Source organism: Paramicrobacterium chengjingii (assembly GCF_011751765.2).
GTDB lineage: Bacteria > Actinomycetota > Actinomycetes > Actinomycetales > Microbacteriaceae > Paramicrobacterium > Paramicrobacterium chengjingii.
Genome location: NZ_CP061169.1, coordinates 2,318,825 through 2,335,170, shown reverse-complemented (window position 1 = coordinate 2,335,170; position 16,346 = coordinate 2,318,825). Strand labels below are relative to the sequence as shown.

Annotated in this window: 15 protein-coding genes; 9 read left to right on the top strand and 6 right to left on the bottom strand. The window is 63.2% G+C overall.

Going from position 1 to position 16,346, the window contains the following annotated elements; genetic code table 11:
• The first annotated feature begins 17 nt into the window (after positions 1-17).
• From HCR76_RS11375 to allB, 4 genes are read left to right on the top strand one after another with little or no spacing between them, the layout of a single operon-like run.
• Entirely contained in the window at positions 18-896 is an 879-nt protein-coding gene (locus tag HCR76_RS11375) for a 2-hydroxy-3-oxopropionate reductase (RefSeq protein ID WP_166991907.1), read from the top strand.
• Positions 897-918: 22 nt separating this feature from the next.
• On the top strand, positions 919-2,697 hold the full coding sequence (gene gcl, locus HCR76_RS11370) for a glyoxylate carboligase (protein WP_166991910.1): 1,779 nt from the start codon (positions 919-921) through the stop codon (positions 2,695-2,697).
• Between the two features lie 8 nt (positions 2,698-2,705).
• Complete coding sequence (locus HCR76_RS11365) at positions 2,706-3,836, top strand: glycerate kinase (RefSeq protein WP_166991913.1); 1,131 nt, start codon at positions 2,706-2,708, stop codon at positions 3,834-3,836.
• Positions 3,833-5,194 carry an allantoinase AllB gene (gene allB, locus HCR76_RS11360; RefSeq protein WP_166991916.1) on the top strand — a complete coding sequence of 454 codons (1,362 nt, stop codon included), beginning with the start codon at positions 3,833-3,835 and terminating at the stop codon, positions 5,192-5,194. Before HCR76_RS11365 ends, allB begins: the two co-directional genes overlap by 4 nt.
• A 21-nt stretch (positions 5,195-5,215) precedes the next feature.
• Here allB and HCR76_RS11355 read toward each other — a convergent pair whose 3' ends face one another.
• Both HCR76_RS11355 and HCR76_RS11350 read right to left on the bottom strand, forming a co-directional pair.
• Positions 5,216-5,608, bottom strand: coding sequence for a DoxX family protein (locus tag HCR76_RS11355; RefSeq protein ID WP_166991919.1), 393 nt, complete (start codon positions 5,606-5,608; stop codon positions 5,216-5,218).
• A 72-nt stretch (positions 5,609-5,680) separates the two neighbouring features.
• The gene (locus HCR76_RS11350; protein ID WP_166991922.1) at positions 5,681-6,094 is read right to left on the bottom strand and encodes a hypothetical protein; all 414 of its coding nucleotides are present in this window, start codon (positions 6,092-6,094) and stop codon (positions 5,681-5,683) included.
• A gap of 74 nt (positions 6,095-6,168) precedes the next feature.
• On the opposite strand from HCR76_RS11350, the gene HCR76_RS11345 reads away from it, so the two are divergent.
• Positions 6,169-6,798, top strand: a complete 630-nt coding sequence (locus HCR76_RS11345) for a MerR family transcriptional regulator (RefSeq protein WP_166991925.1) — start codon at positions 6,169-6,171, stop codon at positions 6,796-6,798.
• Positions 6,799-6,811: 13 nt separating this feature from the next.
• Here HCR76_RS11345 and HCR76_RS11340 read toward each other — a convergent pair whose 3' ends face one another.
• Both HCR76_RS11340 and HCR76_RS11335 read right to left on the bottom strand, forming a co-directional pair.
• Positions 6,812-7,774 (bottom strand): metallophosphoesterase, encoded by a 963-nt coding sequence (locus HCR76_RS11340; protein ID WP_166991928.1) that lies wholly within the window; start codon positions 7,772-7,774, stop codon positions 6,812-6,814.
• Between the two features lie 2 nt (positions 7,775-7,776).
• Positions 7,777-10,338: a transglycosylase domain-containing protein gene (locus tag HCR76_RS11335; protein ID WP_166991931.1), complete on the bottom strand. Its 2,562-nt coding sequence runs from the start codon at positions 10,336-10,338 to the stop codon at positions 7,777-7,779.
• A 99-nt stretch (positions 10,339-10,437) separates the two neighbouring features.
• On the opposite strand from HCR76_RS11335, the gene sp36 reads away from it, so the two are divergent.
• Both sp36 and HCR76_RS11325 read left to right on the top strand, forming a co-directional pair.
• Positions 10,438-10,596: a Sp36 family protein gene (gene sp36, locus HCR76_RS11330; protein WP_166991934.1), complete on the top strand. Its 159-nt coding sequence runs from the start codon at positions 10,438-10,440 to the stop codon at positions 10,594-10,596.
• Positions 10,596-11,066 (top strand): RidA family protein, encoded by a 471-nt coding sequence (locus HCR76_RS11325; RefSeq protein WP_166991937.1) that lies wholly within the window; start codon positions 10,596-10,598, stop codon positions 11,064-11,066. The genes sp36 and HCR76_RS11325 overlap by 1 nt, the downstream gene beginning before the upstream one ends.
• Positions 11,067-11,084: 18 nt before the next feature.
• On the opposite strand, the gene HCR76_RS11320 is transcribed toward HCR76_RS11325, so the two are convergent.
• Positions 11,085-12,239, bottom strand: a complete 1,155-nt coding sequence (locus HCR76_RS11320; RefSeq protein ID WP_166991940.1) for a glycoside hydrolase family 3 protein — start codon at positions 12,237-12,239, stop codon at positions 11,085-11,087.
• A 256-nt stretch (positions 12,240-12,495) separates the two neighbouring features.
• Between HCR76_RS11320 and HCR76_RS11315 the strand changes: the two genes are divergently transcribed.
• Together HCR76_RS11315 and HCR76_RS11310 are read left to right on the top strand one after the other, a co-directional pair.
• Positions 12,496-12,882 (top strand): hemerythrin domain-containing protein, encoded by a 387-nt coding sequence (locus HCR76_RS11315; RefSeq protein WP_244971381.1) that lies wholly within the window; start codon positions 12,496-12,498, stop codon positions 12,880-12,882.
• 425 nt (positions 12,883-13,307) lie between these two features.
• Positions 13,308-13,997 (top strand): endonuclease domain-containing protein, encoded by a 690-nt coding sequence (locus tag HCR76_RS11310; RefSeq protein ID WP_166991946.1) that lies wholly within the window; start codon positions 13,308-13,310, stop codon positions 13,995-13,997.
• Between the two features lie 115 nt (positions 13,998-14,112).
• Here the strand turns inward: HCR76_RS11310 and acs are convergent, their stop codons facing one another.
• Positions 14,113-16,080: an acetate--CoA ligase gene (gene acs / locus HCR76_RS11305; RefSeq protein ID WP_166991949.1), complete on the bottom strand. Its 1,968-nt coding sequence runs from the start codon at positions 16,078-16,080 to the stop codon at positions 14,113-14,115.
• Between the last annotated feature and the right edge of the window lie 266 nt (positions 16,081-16,346).

The window sequence follows — 16,346 nt, the reverse complement described above, 5'->3', positions numbered from 1 at the left end:
TTCAAGGAGCGATAACAATGACCAACGTTTCTGTCATCGGACTCGGCATTATGGGCCTGCCCATGGCCACGAACCTCGTGGACGCGGGCTTCAGCGTCACCGGATATAACCGCAGCCAGCCGAAGATCGACGAATTCGTCGCGCAGGGCGGCTCCGGAGCCGCGAGCGTCGCCGAGGCCGCCCGCGATGCCGACGTGATCATCACGATGGTTCCCGACTCGCCCGACGTCGAGGCCGTCGTCACTGGAGACGACGGCGTCTTCGCGAATGCGAAGCCCGGTGCACTCTGGATCGACGCGAGCACGATTCGCCCCGACGTGGCAAAGCAACTCTCGGACGATGCGCGCGCCGCAGGCATCCGACCTCTTGACGCTCCCGTCTCCGGTGGCGAGCAGGGTGCCATCGACGGTGTGCTCTCGATCATGATCGGCGGCGAGAAGGCCGACGTCGACGATGCGCAGAACGTGCTGAATGCCGTCGGCAAAACGATTGTGCACGTCGGCCCCTCAGGCTCGGGCCAGACAGTGAAGGCAGCAAACCAGCTGATCGTCGCTGCAAACATTCAGGCACTCGCCGAAGCTGTCGTGTTTCTCGAAGCATACGGAGTCGACACCGAAGCCGGGCTCACTGTGCTCGGCGGCGGGCTCGCGGGCTCGAAGGTGCTCGACCAGAAGGGTCAGAAGATGCTCGACCGCAACTTCGACCCTGGATTCCGTCTCACTCTGCACAACAAGGATCTCGGCATCGTCACCGCGGCGGCACGTGAGGCAAACGTCTCGATTCCGCTCGGCGCCACTGTGGCACAACTGGTCGGCAACCTCGTCGCTCAGGGCGACGGCGGACTCGACCATTCCGGCCTCTTCACTCAGGTTGCGCGCTCGTCAGGGCGCAAGTAACCCCTACGTCTAGGAGAAGACAATGACAAAGATGCGCACCGTTGACGCTGCCGTCCTGATCCTCGAAAAGGAAGGCGCGACCGAGACTTTCGGTCTGCCCGGCGCAGCGATCAATCCGTTCTATTCCGCGATGCGCGCCCATGGCGGCATTCGGCATACCCTCGCACGCCACGTCGAAGGCGCTTCGCACATGGCCGACGGGTACTCTCGTTCGACGCACGGCAACATCGGTGTGTGCCTCGGCACTTCTGGCCCGGCTGGCACCGACATGATCACCGGTCTCTACGCGGCGATCGCCGACTCGATTCCGATTCTCTGCATCACGGGGCAGGCTCCGACGCACGTGCTGCACAAGGAGGACTTTCAGGCCATCGACATCGAGTCGATCGCAAAGCCCGTCACGAAGTTCGCCATGACGGTGCTCGAGCCGGCGCAGGTTCCCGGCGCCTTCCAGCGCGCGTTCCACGAGATGCGCACCGGCCGTCCCGGCCCCGTGCTGATCGACCTGCCGATCAACGTGCAGATGGCAGAGATCGACTTCGACATCGACACCTACGAGCCGCTTCCCGTTGCAACGCCAAAGGCGACACGTGCGCAGGCGAACAAGATTCTCGATATGCTCGCTGCCTCGCGGCATCCGGTGATCGTTGCCGGCGGTGGAATCTTCAACTCGGATGCCGCTGACGAGCTCGTTCAGCTGGCGGAACTGCTCGACGTACCCGTCGTGCCGACCCTCATGGGCTGGGGTGCGATCCCCGACGACCACCCCCTCATGGCGGGCATGGTCGGCATTCAGACGCAGCACCGTTACGGCAATGCGACGTTCCTCGCCTCTGACTTTGTGCTCGGCGTGGGCAACCGGTGGGCGAACCGCCACACGGGTGACCTCGAGACGTACCGTGCCGGGCGAAAGTTTGTGCACATCGACATCGAGCCGACCCAGCTGGGCCGCATCTTCGCGCCCGACTACGGAGTGGTCTCTGACGCGAAGGCCGCACTGCAGGAGCTCATCGCCGCGGCACGTGAGCGGGCGACGGCCGGCTCGCTTCCCGACTACAGCGCGTGGGCAACCGAGTGCACCGCGCGTAAGGGCACCATGCACCGCAAGACCCACTTCGACAATGTGCCTCTCAAGCCCCAGCGTGTTTATGAGGAGATGAACGCGGTGTTCGGCACCGACACGACGTACGTCTCCACAATCGGGCTCTCGCAGATTCAGGCTGCGCAGATGCTTCACGTGTTCGGTCCGCGCCGCTGGATCAACGCCGGCCAGGCCGGTCCGCTGGGCTGGACGATCCCCGCCGCTCTGGGCGTTGTGCGCGGCAAGCTGGGGCAGAACGTCGTCGCGCTCTCGGGAGACTATGACTTTCAGTTCATGATTGAAGAGCTCGCGGTGGGTGCGCAGCACAATCTGCCCTATGTTCACGTTGTCGTGAACAACTCCTACCTCGGGCTGATCCGCCAGTCGCAGCGTGGCTTCGACATGGATTACCAGGTGTCGCTCGCGTTCGACAACATCAACTCGCCCGAGACTAACGGCTATGGCGTCGACCACATCAAGGTGGCCGAGGGCCTCGGCTGCAAGGCGATTCGCGTCGAGCAGCCCGACGATCTCGCCCCCGCTCTGCGCAACGCTCAGGCGCTCGCCGAGCAGCACCAGGTGCCCGTGATCGTCGAGGCGATCCTCGAGCGCGTGACGAATGTGTCGATGGGAACAAGCATTGCGTCGATCAACGAATTCGAACAACTCGCCGAGGCGTCAGACGATGCTCCGACGGCGCTCACCCAATTGCAGGCATAATCTGTGCCATGCGCATTCTGATCGCCACAGATAAGTTCAAAGGTTCCCTGACCGGCCCGGAGGTGGCCCACGCACTCGCGTCGGGCCTCTCCGGGCACACGGTCGATTCAATTCCCGTCGCCGACGGGGGAGAGGGAACGGTGGATGCCGCGATCGCCGTTGGCTTCTCGGAATACCACGCCAGTGTGACGGGGCCGACGGGAGAAAGCGTCAACGCGCGCTTCGCCGTGAACGGGAGCGAAGCGGTGATTGAGATGGCGGCGGCGAGCGGGCTCGATGTGCTTCCCGGAGGCACGCCCGCACCGCTGCGCGCCTCGAGCAGAGGCACTGGCGAGCTGATCGTTGCCGCCCTCGACGCCGGATGTACGCGCATCACGATCGGCGTCGGAGGCAGCGCCAACACCGACGGGGGCGCTGGTGTGCTCGCTGGCCTCGGCGCGCGCTTGCTTGATGTCGACGGGCGCGACCTGCCCGACGGCGGTGCGGCACTTGCCAAGCTGGCATCCGTTGACGTCTCGGGGCTCGACCCGCGCGTCGCGACGTGCGAGATCGTGCTCGCCGCCGACGTTGACAACCCGCTGCTCGGCACCCGCGGCGCGGCCGCCGTCTTCGGGCCCCAGAAGGGAGCGACCGACGCCGACGTGGCCACTCTCGACGCCGCACTAGCGCACTACGTCGGCGTGCTTGCCAGCGCCGTGCCTGCGGCCGCCGAGCACGCCGAGGCAGCCGGGGCCGGCGCGGCGGGAGGCGTCGGATTCGCCGCTCTCGTGCTCGGTGCGCATCGCGAACCCGGTGCCACGGTCGTGCAGAAGCTCACGGGTCTCGCCGCTCGCATCGACGCCTCAGACCTCGTGATCACGGGCGAGGGGAGTCTCGACGAGCAGAGCCTCGGCGGCAAGGCTCCCATCGGAGTGGCGCGCGCTGCTGTCGCAGCATCCGTGCCCGTCATCGCCGTCTGCGGTCGCACAACCCTGAGCGAGTCCGTGCTTCGTGACGCCGGATTTGCCGCCGTCTACGCGCTGGCCGACCTCGAACCCGATGTGCGCAAGAGCATGGCCGGCGCCGCTGAGCTGCTGCGCCGCATCGCCGAAACGATCAACACGGATTCTGTACGGCTCACACAAGGAGTGTCATCGTGACCGACCACGAAGCCGATTTTGGCTCCGCGCCCAGCCGCTACGACCTCGTGATCCGTGGTCGCGCCCTCACCTCCGCGGGTGAGGCCAGGCACGAGATCGCCGTCTTAGACGGACGCATCGCGCGCATCGATGCATCCGGCGCTGGGCTCGATGCCGACCGCATCGTTGACCTCGCCGCAGACGAGATTCTGCTGCCCGGGCTCGTCGACGCGCACGTGCACGTCAACGAGCCGGGCCGCACCGAGTGGGAAGGCTTTGCCTCGGCCACGCGCGCGGCCGCAGCCGGCGGCGTCACCACGCTGATCGACATGCCCCTCAACAGCATCCCGCCCACCGTCAACGTCGATGCGCTCAACGTCAAGCGTGAGGTTGCCGAGCCGCAGGCGCACATCGACGTGGGGTTCTGGGGCGGTGCCGTGCCGGGCAATACGGCGCAGCTGCGCCCGCTGCATGACGCCGGCGTGTTCGGCTTCAAATGCTTTCTTCTGCCCAGCGGCGTCGACGAGTTTCCACCGCTGCCGCTCGACGAGATCGAGCGCGACATGCGTGAGCTCGCGTCGTTCGATTCGCTGCTCATCGTGCATGCCGAAGACCCGCAGGCCATCGAGACGGCGCCGCACGAGTTCGGTCCCGGCTACGCCGGCTTTCTCGCGTCGCGTCCGCGTGACGCTGAAAACGCAGGAATCGCCGCCGTGATCGAGCGGGCACGCCGCACCGGAGCGCGTGCGCACATTCTGCACCTCTCGTCGAGCGACGCGCTGCCGATGATCGCCGAGGCCAAGGCCGACGGCGTGCGGCTCACCGTGGAGACCTGCCCGCACTACCTTGCACTGTCGGCCGAAGAAGTGCCAGACGGCGCTACAGCGTTCAAATGCTGCCCGCCCATTCGCGAAGAGGCGAACCGTGAACTGCTGTGGCAGGGCCTTCTCGATGGAACGATCGACCTCATCGTCTCAGACCACTCACCGAGCACAGAAGAGCTCAAGGGAACGGGCGACTTCGGCACGGCCTGGGGCGGTGTCTCGTCGCTGCAGCTGGGAATCTCGCTCATCTGGAACGAAGCGCGCACGCGCGGCATCCCACTCGAACGCGTTGTGTCGTGGATGTCAGCTGCCCCGGCGAACCTCGTCGGGCTCACGCACAAGGGTCGCCTTGAGGTGGGAGCGGATGCCGACTTCGCCGTGTTTGCCCCGGACGAGCAGTTCACTGTCGACGTTCATACGCTGCGCCACAAGAACCCGGTCTCTCCCTATGCGGGCAAATCTCTCACAGGTGCAGTGCGCCGAACGGTGCTGCGTGGCGCGGAGGTCGACGGTGAGACCCCGCGCGGTCGCCTGCTGCGGCGCGGTGACGCGTAGCATCCGTGTCGTGTCGTGTCGTCAGGGTCGATCACCGTCGGCACGCGCCGCACTCAGACCCATGAGCACGAGCGGAATCTGAAGGGGGAGCCGCAACACAGCAATCGCGACGGCGACGGGCCCTCGCTTGCGCACGACGCGAAGCGTGCGCACATTTGCTGGAAAGACAGCGACGAAGAAAGTTGCGGCGACAAGGCCACCGATGCTCTGCGTACGGCGCGAGGCAAGCAGCGCGGCGATAACCCACTCGGCATACCCCGATGCCCTCGTCCAGAACCGAGCAGATCCGGGCAGCGTGCGTGGAACGACGGGGTCGAAGACCTGAGGCTTCGCCGCATGCACAACGCCGCTCACCGTGAGAACCGCTGCAAGAATTTCTGCATTCGGGCGCGAGCGGGAGAGAGCGTCAGCCATGTTCACAGCATACGTGCCTCGGCATCTCTCTCATCAGATTGACCGGGTCACGTTCTGCCGCACGGGGCGTGCTCAGGCGGCCGCACCGGTTGTGATCAAGAGGATGCCACCCGCGAGCAACGACACAGTCAGGAGCGCTGCTCCCGCCCAGATGAGCGCAATCCAGGCATTTGGCTTCTTCGGGTCACGGCCGATCACCGAGAAGAAGAAACCTCCCGGAATCAGGATCGCCGTCGTAAGAACCCCGCCGGCAATGCGGTCGCCTAAAGGACCGACGTCAGCCGCGCTCATGACGAGCCCGACCACGAGCCCAAGCGTCACGAGCATGCCCGCATGAGCATGGCCCGCCCGAAAGAATGACTTCTGCAGATCGTTTGCACCTTGTTTGCCTGTCACAACCCGCAGCATGAACGTACCGCCGTAGGCAATTCCGATGATCGTGAGAAGCACGGCGCCGGCCGTGATGGTCATTGATGATGAAAACATGTACGTCTCCCCCTGTGTGGATAGTGTCAGTATCCAATAGTAGATACTGATACTATCTAGCACAAGGGGTGATCATGAGAATCTCTGAACTATCGCATGAGACGAATGTCTCGGTAGCAAGCATCAAGTACTACCTGCGCGAAGGGCTTCTGCCCGCAGGCGAAACCCTCGGTGCACGCCAAGCGGATTACGGCGACGCGCACATCACTCGCCTGCGCCTGATTCGCGCACTTGTCGACGTTGTGGGCCTGCCGATTGCCAAGGTGAAACGCATCTTCGAACTCATCGAGAATCCTGGCGACGACATGTTCAGCACACTGGGCAAAGCCGTGGATTCTCTTCCGCCGTATGCAGCAGAGGGTGAGACGGATGCTGATGACTACCCGAAGGCCCGCAAGATTATCGAGGGCCTCGACTGGACGTACGACGCACGCTACGCGGCTACGGGGCAGCTCGAACGTTCACTCGGCGCGATCGAAGGAACGGGCGTGCCGATGTCACGCGAACGCCTTGAGGTGTACTCCCGTGCCGCCCGGATGGTCGCCGAGTTCGACATCGCGCACCTGCCGCAGGCTGATGCCGACCCCAGTGCGACGATCGAGTACAGCGTGCTCGGCACGGCTCTGTACGAGCCGATTCTCGTTGCTCTGCGCCGCCTCGCCCACCAAGACATCGCCGCACGAGCGCTCGCACGTGAGCGGTAGCGGCCAGCCAGGGTTAGACCTGGGCGGCGACGAGCTTGACGAGCGTGGCTTCGGGGCGGCACGCGAAGCGTACCGGTGCGTAAATCGAGGTTCCGAGGCCTGCTGAGACGTTCAGGAATGACGACCGCAGCGCGTGCGTCCACACCGAGAGCCCCTTCACCTTCTTGCGAGGGATGTCGCAATTGGTGACCAGAGCGCCGTAGCCCGGAACGCAGACCTGACCGCCGTGCGTATGCCCGGCGAAGATCATCTGCGCACCGTGCGTCACAAACGCGTTCAGCACACGCTGGTACGGCGCATGAGCGACTCCCAATGTCACATGGCGCGAGACGTCGCTGCCGTCGTCAGAGGTTTGATCGTCGCGCAGATCATCTATGAGTCCCGTGAGCACGTCGAGACGGTCGCGGTGAATATGAGGGTCATCGACACCGAAGAAGTCGAGCGTTGTGCCCTTCACCTCCAGGCTGGTCACCGCGTTGTTGAGGTCTTTCCAGCGGAGCGTTTCGGTGAAGAACCGATCCATGGCTTCCGTGTCGAGGTTGGGGGAGCGCGGCGGAATACCGCCGCTGTGCCGTTCAAAGTACCGAAGCCAGTTTTTGCGCATCGGACCGTAATAGTCGTTTGAGCCGTGCACCTGCACCCCGGGGATGCCACGGAACGTGTCAAAGGCTCGACGGATGCCGATCAGGCCGTCCTCATGGCCGAGATTGTCCCCCGTCAGCACGATGAGGTCCGGCTTCAGCGCGACGAGCTCGGCGACCCAACGCTGCTTGTCACGCTGCCATGGGGCCATGTGCAGGTCGGATATATGCAGCACGCGAATCGTCTCGGCTCCCGGAGGAAGCACAGGCACGGTCTCTGCGCGCAACGTGAACAGGCGGCGCTCGATCAGCGAGCCCCAGGCGAATGCTCCCGCGCCGAGAGCCGCTGCCGTGCCAAGCAGGCCGCTGAGTAGGCCGACCGAACGCCTACTCATGCTCAGTCATCGCCGTCGCCCTTGCCGTTGTCACCTTTATCTCCGCAGTAGAGCGTTAAGGTCACTGTCGAGCCGTCTCCGCCGGTCTCACCGGCGCCGGGGTCCTGCGAGGCAACGGTGTCTTTGTCGCCTCCTGGCTCACAGGAACCGGCCTTCTTCACTTTGAAGCCTTCGCCCTCAAGTGATTTCTTCGCCGAGTTGTACTTCTCACCAACGACGTCTGGCACTTCCTTGCCCTCGCCGTTGCTCACGTAGATCGTGATCGTCGAGCCGCTGTTGACGCGCGCGCCCCCTGCCGGGTCTGTGCTCGCCACCTTGCCCGCTTCGACTGTCGAGTCGACCTGATCTTCAGATACCGAGACGCTGAATCCGGCGTCGTCGAGCGAGCTTGTCGCGTCCTCAACAGACTGGCCGACGACGTCCGGAACATCCTTGAGAATGCGGCGGGTGAGGTTCTTGTCTGCCTCAGGGAACGGATCGCCGCCATAGAGCTCGAATGTCTTCGACGCGATGGTCTGGGTGAGACCGAACTTAATCTGGCTGCCAAGCTGTCCGTTGATCCACTTGTGGTTCATCGGCGTGAAGTTCGAGCTGTTCAGATTCCCCACCCACACGGCGTTGGCAACCTTCGTTGAGGAGGTGACGAGCCAGGTGTCCTTGTAGGCGTCGGTCGTACCCGTCTTACCGAAGATCGGCCCAGCGTAGGGGTTGCCCCCACGTCCGGTACCCTGCGTCATCACCTGCGTGAGCGCCTGCACGGCGGTGGCCGCGACGTTCTCGGGGATGGCCTGGTCACACGACGTTCCCGGAACCTCCATCTCGGAGCCGTCAGCCTTCACGATCTTGTCGATCGCGCGAGGCTCGCAGTGCATGCCGCCTGCTGCGAGCGTCGCGTAGGCGTTCGCCATCGAGAGCGGTGCAATGGTGTCTTCCGACGTTCCGATCAGCGTCGTCGGGTAGTGGGTCAGATCAGCACCGCTGGCACTGTGTGCTCCAAGCGATTCCGCGGTGTTGGCGATATCGCACAGGTCGAGCTTCTCGCCCATCGCGGCGAGCACAGTGTTGATCGACTGTGTGATGCCCTTCTGCACAGAGAACATTCCGCCGGGGCTGCCGCCGCCGTCACCGGAGTTCTTCGGGCCCGGAGCCCAGTTGGCTGGACCCTCGCAGGTTTGGTAATGGAAGTCACGTTTCGTGGCATTGACGATTTCGTTGATCGAATGCCCTTGGAGGAGCCACTCGACCAGCACCATGGTCTTCCACGTCGATCCGGGCTGGAAGCCGCTTGACCCGCCATAGGCCTTGTCGGTGTTGTAGTTCACCGCCGTGTAGCCCGCACCCTTGTCTTTGCTGTTCGAATAGGCGGTATTCTGCACCATTGCGAGAATGCGGCCCGTGCCCGGCTCGATGGACGTTGCCGTGCCCCCGAGCTTCATGCCCTCCTCAGTAGAGGGAACGGCGGCGTGAAGGGCATTGCCCTCGGTGTTCTGCAGACGCAGATCAAGGCTCGTGTAGATGTCGAGTCCACCGCGCTTGAGCGTTGAGACGCGTTCGGCCTGTGTGTCACCGAATGCCTCGTTGTTGGCGATCACTTTCGTGACGTAATCGCAGAAATACGCGTTTGCGCCCGCGTTCGCACAGCCGCCCTTTGGCGACGTGATGTTCGGTGTGATCTCGGTATTGATCGCTTCTTTGTACTGCTCATCGGTGATCTTGCCGTAGTGCTTCATGGCCACGAGCACCACATCGCGTCGCTTCTTTGTGAGCGCGTACCCGTTTTCTTCGCCGTTGGCCTCGTTGTCTGGGTGGTCAATGCGAAGGAGGTTCGGGTTGTTGACGATGCCCATGATCGTGGCTGCCTGAGCCAGCGTCACGTCTTTGGCGCTCGTTCCGAAGTAGTAGTTCGCCGCCGACTCAACGCCGTAGATCACACCGCCGAAACCGGAGATGTTGAGGTAGCCACGCAGAATCTCGTCTTTCGAGTATTCCTTCTCGAGGCCGATCGCGTAGCGCATCTCTTTGAGCTTGCGGGAGTAGTGCACGCCCGCCACCTCGTCGTAGCACTTTGTCAAGTCTTCTTTGTTGTCGGTGTCGCTCTCACACTTCTGAATACGCACGTTCTTCACGTACTGCTGCGTGATCGACGAACCACCCTGAGTGTCTTCGCCCAACTGGTTCGATACGACGGCGCGCAGAGTACCCGTGAGGTCGATGCCACCATGCTCGTAATACCGGTTGTCTTCCGTCGCGACAGCGGCATCCTTCAGATACTGCGAAATCTCGTCCCACTGAACCTCGACACGGTTCTGTTCGTAGAAGCTCGCGAGCAGTACGTTCTTATCGCCGTCCTTGGCATAGATATTCGACTTCTCCATGAGAGGAGTGATCTCGAGGTACTCGGGAAGGTCATCGAAGACGCCAATTGCACTGTTTGCCGTGATGCCGGTGACGGCAAGCGCGGGAGTGACAGTGGCAGTGACGAGAACTCCGGCTGCGGCGCTGAGACCGATGAAGCCGAGAAGGCCTCCGACCACGCCTCTAGCCGTTCGTTTCTGTTCAGGCATAGGATTGATGCTAAGTGACGATTCTGAAAATACGCCTACGCACGTGCGTATTTAACCGGATCGTTGTCTGAGAATTTCAGCACCAAACGAAGGAGCCACATGACCAAGTGGGAGTACCTGACCACGCCGCTGATCGTGCACAACACGTCGGCAATTCTCAACAACTGGGGCAGCGAAGGGTGGGAACTCGTACAGGTTGTGACGGGACCAGAGGGCGGGCTCGTCGCCTACCTCAAGCGTGAAGTTGAGGGCGCCTGATGGGCCGGATCGTGGATCGCCTCGCTGAACTCGGCCTCGAACTGCCGCCTGTTGCCGCTCCTGTTGCGGCCTATGTTCCGGCCGTCGAGAACGATGGCGTGCTGTACACGTCGGGTCAGCTTCCGTTTGTGGGCGGTGTGCTTCCGGCGACAGGAAAGGTCGGAGACGGGCACGGGCTCGTTCCGGCATCCGATGCCAAGGAATACGCGCGGCAGAGTGCCCTAAACGCACTTGCGGCTGCCGAGAGCGTGATCGGGTCGCTTGATCGAGTGACACGCATCGTGAAGGTTGTGGGCTTTGTCGCCTCCGACCCGTCATTCACCGCACAGCCCAGCGTGATCAATGGTGCAAGCGAGCTGCTCGGTGAGGTCTTCGGGGATGCTGGCATTCACGCTCGCTCTGCCGTCGGTGTCGCCGTGCTTCCCCTCGACTCGCCCGTCGAGGTGGAGTTGGTTCTCGCCTACGCGTAGAGCTGGCCGGGAGCCGGGCTACACTTCCTTTGCTTGAGCGATGCGGTGCACGGCATCGTCGATCTTTGTCACAAACGCAGGGTCGTCGTGTGCTCGCTGCAGCACCGCGTCGCGCATCTCCGGGTAGACAGACGGATCGCTGGAGACGAGTAGAAGGTCGACTCCAGCATCGATCGCCATGGTCGCACGCTCAGCTGGCGACCATGAAGAAACTTGGGCCGCCGCGCTGAGGTCGTCCGTGGTGACGACGCCGTCGAATGCCAGGTCATCTCTCAATATAGAGATGACGGTCGACGAAAATGCAGCGGGCACAGAGGGATCGATGTTCTTGTAGATCGCCGTTGACATCATGACGACGGCAGCGCCCTCGTCGAGAAGCGTGCGATACACACCGACGTCCGGCCCGTCTGCCGTCACAACAGTGTCGACGACCCCGGACGAGAAATCAGTGTTGTCTGTCACATAGCCGAGCCCCGGAAAGTGCTTGACGGTCGGCATCACACCGGCATCCCTCATACCCGCGGCAAAGGCAGAGGTGCACGCCGCAACCGACGCCTCATCGCCGCCGAACTGGCGGTCGAGAGCTCCGATGGGCGGGTTCTGCTTCGCACCCTGCGGGGGAACGATGTCGGCGACCGGGGCAAGGTTCATGGTGATGCCCGCCTGTGCGAGCTGAGTGCCCCACGTGGCTGCCGAGGCCTGCAGATCATCCGTGCCCATGGCGCCCTGATCAAGCGCGGAGGGAATGTCGTCGAAACCGGGTCCGCGGAGCACCTGCACGGTGCCGCCCTCCTGATCCGTCGCCACCCAGAGCGGCAGCGACGACGCCGAGCCGTCGGTGAACTGGCTGACGAGTTGCGCCGTCGCATCGACGCCAGCGGTGGAACGGCCGTGCAGAAAGAGGCCGCCCACACCGTCTTCGGTGACGGCGGCGAGCGTCGTGTCGCTGATGCTGTCAACGGGAGTGCCCACCATGAACAGCTGGGCCACCTTCTGCTCGAGCGTCATCGCCGCCACCGGGTCCTCCGGGGTGGCCGTTGGCATCGCCGTCGTGGGAACTGTGCGTGTGGGCGCACCTGTGGAGTCTGAGGTTACGCCAGCGGCGCACCCGGTGAGGCAAAGCAGAGCAAGTGCCGTCAGGGCGACGGGACGGAGGTTTCGGCTGGTGAGCATCGTTCGCCCATCATCCCACTCCGTGGTGCGCCGCGAAGGCTCTCCACGTCTCGAGAGTCCGATTCGCTATGCTGGGGTACAGCGTCGCGTGCCGGTGGCAGAAGAAGTGTCAGGCATGGAGGCGCCGAATTCCGAAGGATCATGATGTTTTCATCGTTCTCTTCGCCCTCACGTGACTGAGGGCGAGAAAGCCAGGTTCGTCGCCTGGAGCCACGAGCTGCGTTCTGTGCATGAACGGTTGCGCAAGGCGCTGCGAGTGACAAGCGAGTCGCTCGATGACGCGGAGCAAACGGAACCAGCAGCCCGAGATCTGCTGCTGTTCTGCCACGGATTCTGCGTGGCGCTCACGGGGCACCACGAGGCCGAAGATCGGGAACTGTTCCCGACGATTGCCGCGGAGCATCCGGAACTGCGTGACACGCTGCGCAGGCTCGAGCAGGATCACTCGATGATCGCCCACCTGATGGCCGGATTGACGGATGCTGTCGAGAGATCGGCGAGCCCCGCTGAACTGAGCCGCCACATAGAGGGCATCGCCGCGATCATGGAGAGCCACTTCCGCTACGAAGAACGGCAGTTGCTCACCGTGCTCGACACCCTCGCGCTCGATGGTGTTCCGCACACGGTGCTCGGCCCGTTCTGAGTGTCGTGGGGTCGCGGCGTCTCAAGGGCGTGCTGTGCCGGGAGGAGGACAGAGTGCTGGCACGAGGACGTTTTTCCTCAATCACCCTCGTGCGGGCACAGTACCCTCCTCCCGGCACTGTGCGCTGTGTGAAACGTGGGGCCCGGGTGAGGTCGGGCTGGCGGCGCTGTCTTTCGTCCACAGGAGTTCGACCGTGGCCGTAATGCACAACGAAGGCGGGAGCACAGCGCTGAGAGGACCGAACCGAGCATGATGCCGATATGTGACCAGCAGATGTCTGCGACCACGTGAGTCGAGAAGGAGGTATTTGCCATCGGCTCACACTGTACGAAGCCGGTTTTACGAAGAACGTGATCCGAGCCGCCGTGCGCACCGGATTCGTGCGTTGTGCAGCACGCAACTGGTTATATACGTCGGCGTGCAGTGTGCCCGAGAAGTGGGCGGCCTTCGCCGGCGGCCAACTCACCTGTGTCACGGCCGCACAACACCTCGGACTGTGGGTGCGTGATGACGATGCGCGGTGTCATATCGCGGTTCACAGTTCGGCGGGGATCACTCTCGACCGCAACAAGGTTCGAGTGCACTACGGAGCGGTTCCCGTGCCTCGTTCGACGCGCACGCTCATCGACCCGATCGTCAACATGATTGTCAATGCTTCCCAATGCGTAGCTTTCGAATCGGCAGTGGCTCTCGCGGACTCTGCCGTTCGCTCTGGCTTCGTGCAACGCGCAGAGCTGAGACGTGTGCAGACGAGGTCTTCCGCTTTTAAACGCGTCGCCGCTGCCGTCAGCGAGCTCTCCGACTCCGGAATCGAGACGATTCCACGCATCCGCCTCGCGGCTCACGGCATCGCGATGGCGCAGCAGGTGAAGATCGCCGGCCACCGCGTTGACGGGTTGGTCGGGGACCGTCTTGTGCTGCAGTTCGACGGCGCCGAGCATCTCTCTCGTGAGCAGAAGCAGATCGATGCGCGGCACGACGCCGAGTTGCAGCTTCTGGGCTACACGGTGCTTCGCTTCACCTACTGGGACGTCGTGGATCTGTGGCACGAGGTGGAGGCGCAGATTCTGCGCGCAATCGCACAGGGCCTGCACCTGGAGTCTGCGGCCGCGTAGGGGAGCCGCCGACCGCGTCGTGAGGTCTTCCCTTCGCAGCGGCGCGGTGCTCGACGCGCACGAAAACATCGGATGCCGCGGGGCGCTGCCCCGCGGCATCCGATGTTTTCGTGGGTTACTTCTGCACTTGGTCGGTGATGACCTTCATGACCATGGTGTCGGCGAGCGTCGACGTATCGCCGACCTCGCGACCCTCGGCGAGGTCACGCAACAGACGCCGCATGATCTTGCCTGACCGGGTCTTGGGCAGCTCATTCACAATGAAGACCTCGCGCGGCCGCGCAATCGGGCCAATCTGCTGTCCCACCCAGCTGCGCAGTGAACTGGTGATGTCGGCAATCTTCTCGGCCTGATCAAGATGGCTCTGCTTGATGATCACGAACGCCACGACGGCCTGCCCCGTCGTCTCGTCACTCGCCCCCACGACAGCCGACTCAGCGACCATTTCGTTGGCGACGAGCGCCGATTCAACCTCGGCTGTGGAGATTCGGTGACCTGACACGTTCATGACGTCGTCAACACGGCCGAGCAGCCACACGTCGCCGTCTTCGTCGAGTCGGGCACCGTCGCCGGCAAAGTACTTGTCGCCGAACTTCTCCCAGTAGGTCTCCTTATAGCGCTCAGGGTCGCCCCAGACGCCTCGCAGCATTGCCGGCCATGGCTCGTCAACGACGAGCAGACCGCCGCCGCCGTTGGGTACAGCATTTCCCTTGTCATCGAGCACATTCACAGAGATGCCGGGAATGGCAACCTGGGCGCTGCCCGGCTTGGTTTCGGTGACTCCCGGAAGCGCTGAGACCATGATCGCGCCGGTCTCTGTCTGCCACCACGTGTCGACGATGGGGGTCTTGTCACCGCCAATGACCTTGCGGTACCACATCCATGCCTCGGGGTTGATGGGTTCACCCACGGATCCGAGAACGCGGAGCGACGAGAGGTCGAACTCCTGAGGAACCTGCCGGCCCACCTTCATAAACGAGCGAATCGCCGTTGGAGCCGTGTAGAAGATCGACACCTTGTACTTCTCAATGATCTCCCACCAACGGCCTGGGTGTGGAGAATCGGGTGTGCCCTCGTACATCACCTGCGTCGCGCCGTTGGCGAGCGGACCATAGACAACGTACGAGTGGCCGGTCACCCAGCCGATGTCTGCCGTGCACCAGAACACGTCGGTGTCGGCGTGCAGATCGAACACGCTCTTGTGCGTGAACGCCGCCTGCGTCAGGTAGCCGCCCGAGGTGTGCAGAATTCCCTTCGGCTTCCCCGTTGTTCCCGAGGTGTACAGAATGAAGAGCGGGTTCTCTGCCTCGAACGCCTCCGGCGTGTGATCGGCGGATGCTGCCGGCACGACGTCGTGCCACCAGATGTCGCGCCCCTCGCTCCAGTCCACCTCGTTTTCGCCACGCTTGACGACGAGCACGTGCTCCACAGTGCCTTGCGTGTCGCCGTCTTTGCCTGCGAGTGCAGCGTCGACGGCGGGCTTGAGCGATGAGACCTTGCCCTTGCGCCAGGCGCCGTCTGCAGTGATGACTACCTTCGCTTCGGCGTCGTCGATGCGCGAGCGCAGGCTGTCAGAGCTGTATCCGCCGAAGACGACCGAGTGGATGGCACCGAGGCGCGCGACGGCGAGCATCGAGATGACGGCCTCGGGAATCATCGGGAGATAGATGGCGACGCGGTCGCCCTTGCCGATGCCGAAGCCGGCGAGCACGTTCGCCGTTCTCTTCACCTCGTCGGTGAGCTCAGCGTAGGTGATCGTTCTCGAGTCTCCCGGCTCGCCCTCCCAGTAGATGGCGACTCGGTCGCCAAGACCCGCTTCGACGTGCCTGTCGAGACAGTTGTAGGCGACGTTGAGAGTGCCGTCGTCAAACCACTTGGCGAATGGCGGGTTCGACCAGTCGAGGGTTCGTGTGAACGGGGTTTCCCAGCTGACCAGATCACGCGCCTGCTTCGCCCAGAACTCGAGGCGGTCAGCGGCGGCATCCTCATACAGTGAGGAGGTGACTACCGAGTTCTTGGCGAACTCTTCGGTCGGGGCGAACCGGCGGTTCTCCTGCAGCAGGTTATCGATCTGCGTGTTCATAGTTCGACTCTTCGCTCCTTCGCGGTCTGCGTTCAGACTCGACAATACTCGTTGGCGACCGACGGCGATAATCCCCGTGTTTTCGCGGATTCTGCGGGCCGCGCGGACACGGTAGAAAAAACTGTCCCCTAAAGAGTGGACGATTTGCTTGCACTCGTAGCCTGAATGCGTATTATGAGACAGGCCGAATACTTCATTCTGGCGTGCAACGCACAGATTCCCCCCAATCGAGACGTTGCAGGACGGCACCCATTCCCCCCGATGGG

Coding starts and splice junctions, on each gene's coding strand:
- HCR76_RS11375 (WP_166991907.1), top strand. CDS start 18: ATGACCAACGTTTCTGTCATCGGACTCGGCATTATGGGCCTGCCCATG.
- gcl (WP_166991910.1), top strand. CDS start 919: ATGACAAAGATGCGCACCGTTGACGCTGCCGTCCTGATCCTCGAAAAG.
- HCR76_RS11365 (WP_166991913.1), top strand. CDS start 2,706: ATGCGCATTCTGATCGCCACAGATAAGTTCAAAGGTTCCCTGACCGGC.
- HCR76_RS11355 (WP_166991919.1), bottom strand. CDS start 5,608: ATGGCTGACGCTCTCTCCCGCTCGCGCCCGAATGCAGAAATTCTTGCA.
- HCR76_RS11350 (WP_166991922.1), bottom strand. CDS start 6,094: ATGTTTTCATCATCAATGACCATCACGGCCGGCGCCGTGCTTCTCACG.
- HCR76_RS11345 (WP_166991925.1), top strand. CDS start 6,169: ATGAGAATCTCTGAACTATCGCATGAGACGAATGTCTCGGTAGCAAGC.
- HCR76_RS11340 (WP_166991928.1), bottom strand. CDS start 7,774: ATGAGTAGGCGTTCGGTCGGCCTACTCAGCGGCCTGCTTGGCACGGCA.
- HCR76_RS11335 (WP_166991931.1), bottom strand. CDS start 10,338: ATGCCTGAACAGAAACGAACGGCTAGAGGCGTGGTCGGAGGCCTTCTC.
- sp36 (WP_166991934.1), top strand. CDS start 10,438: ATGACCAAGTGGGAGTACCTGACCACGCCGCTGATCGTGCACAACACG.
- HCR76_RS11325 (WP_166991937.1), top strand. CDS start 10,596: ATGGGCCGGATCGTGGATCGCCTCGCTGAACTCGGCCTCGAACTGCCG.
- HCR76_RS11320 (WP_166991940.1), bottom strand. CDS start 12,239: ATGCTCACCAGCCGAAACCTCCGTCCCGTCGCCCTGACGGCACTTGCT.
- acs (WP_166991949.1), bottom strand. CDS start 16,080: ATGAACACGCAGATCGATAACCTGCTGCAGGAGAACCGCCGGTTCGCC.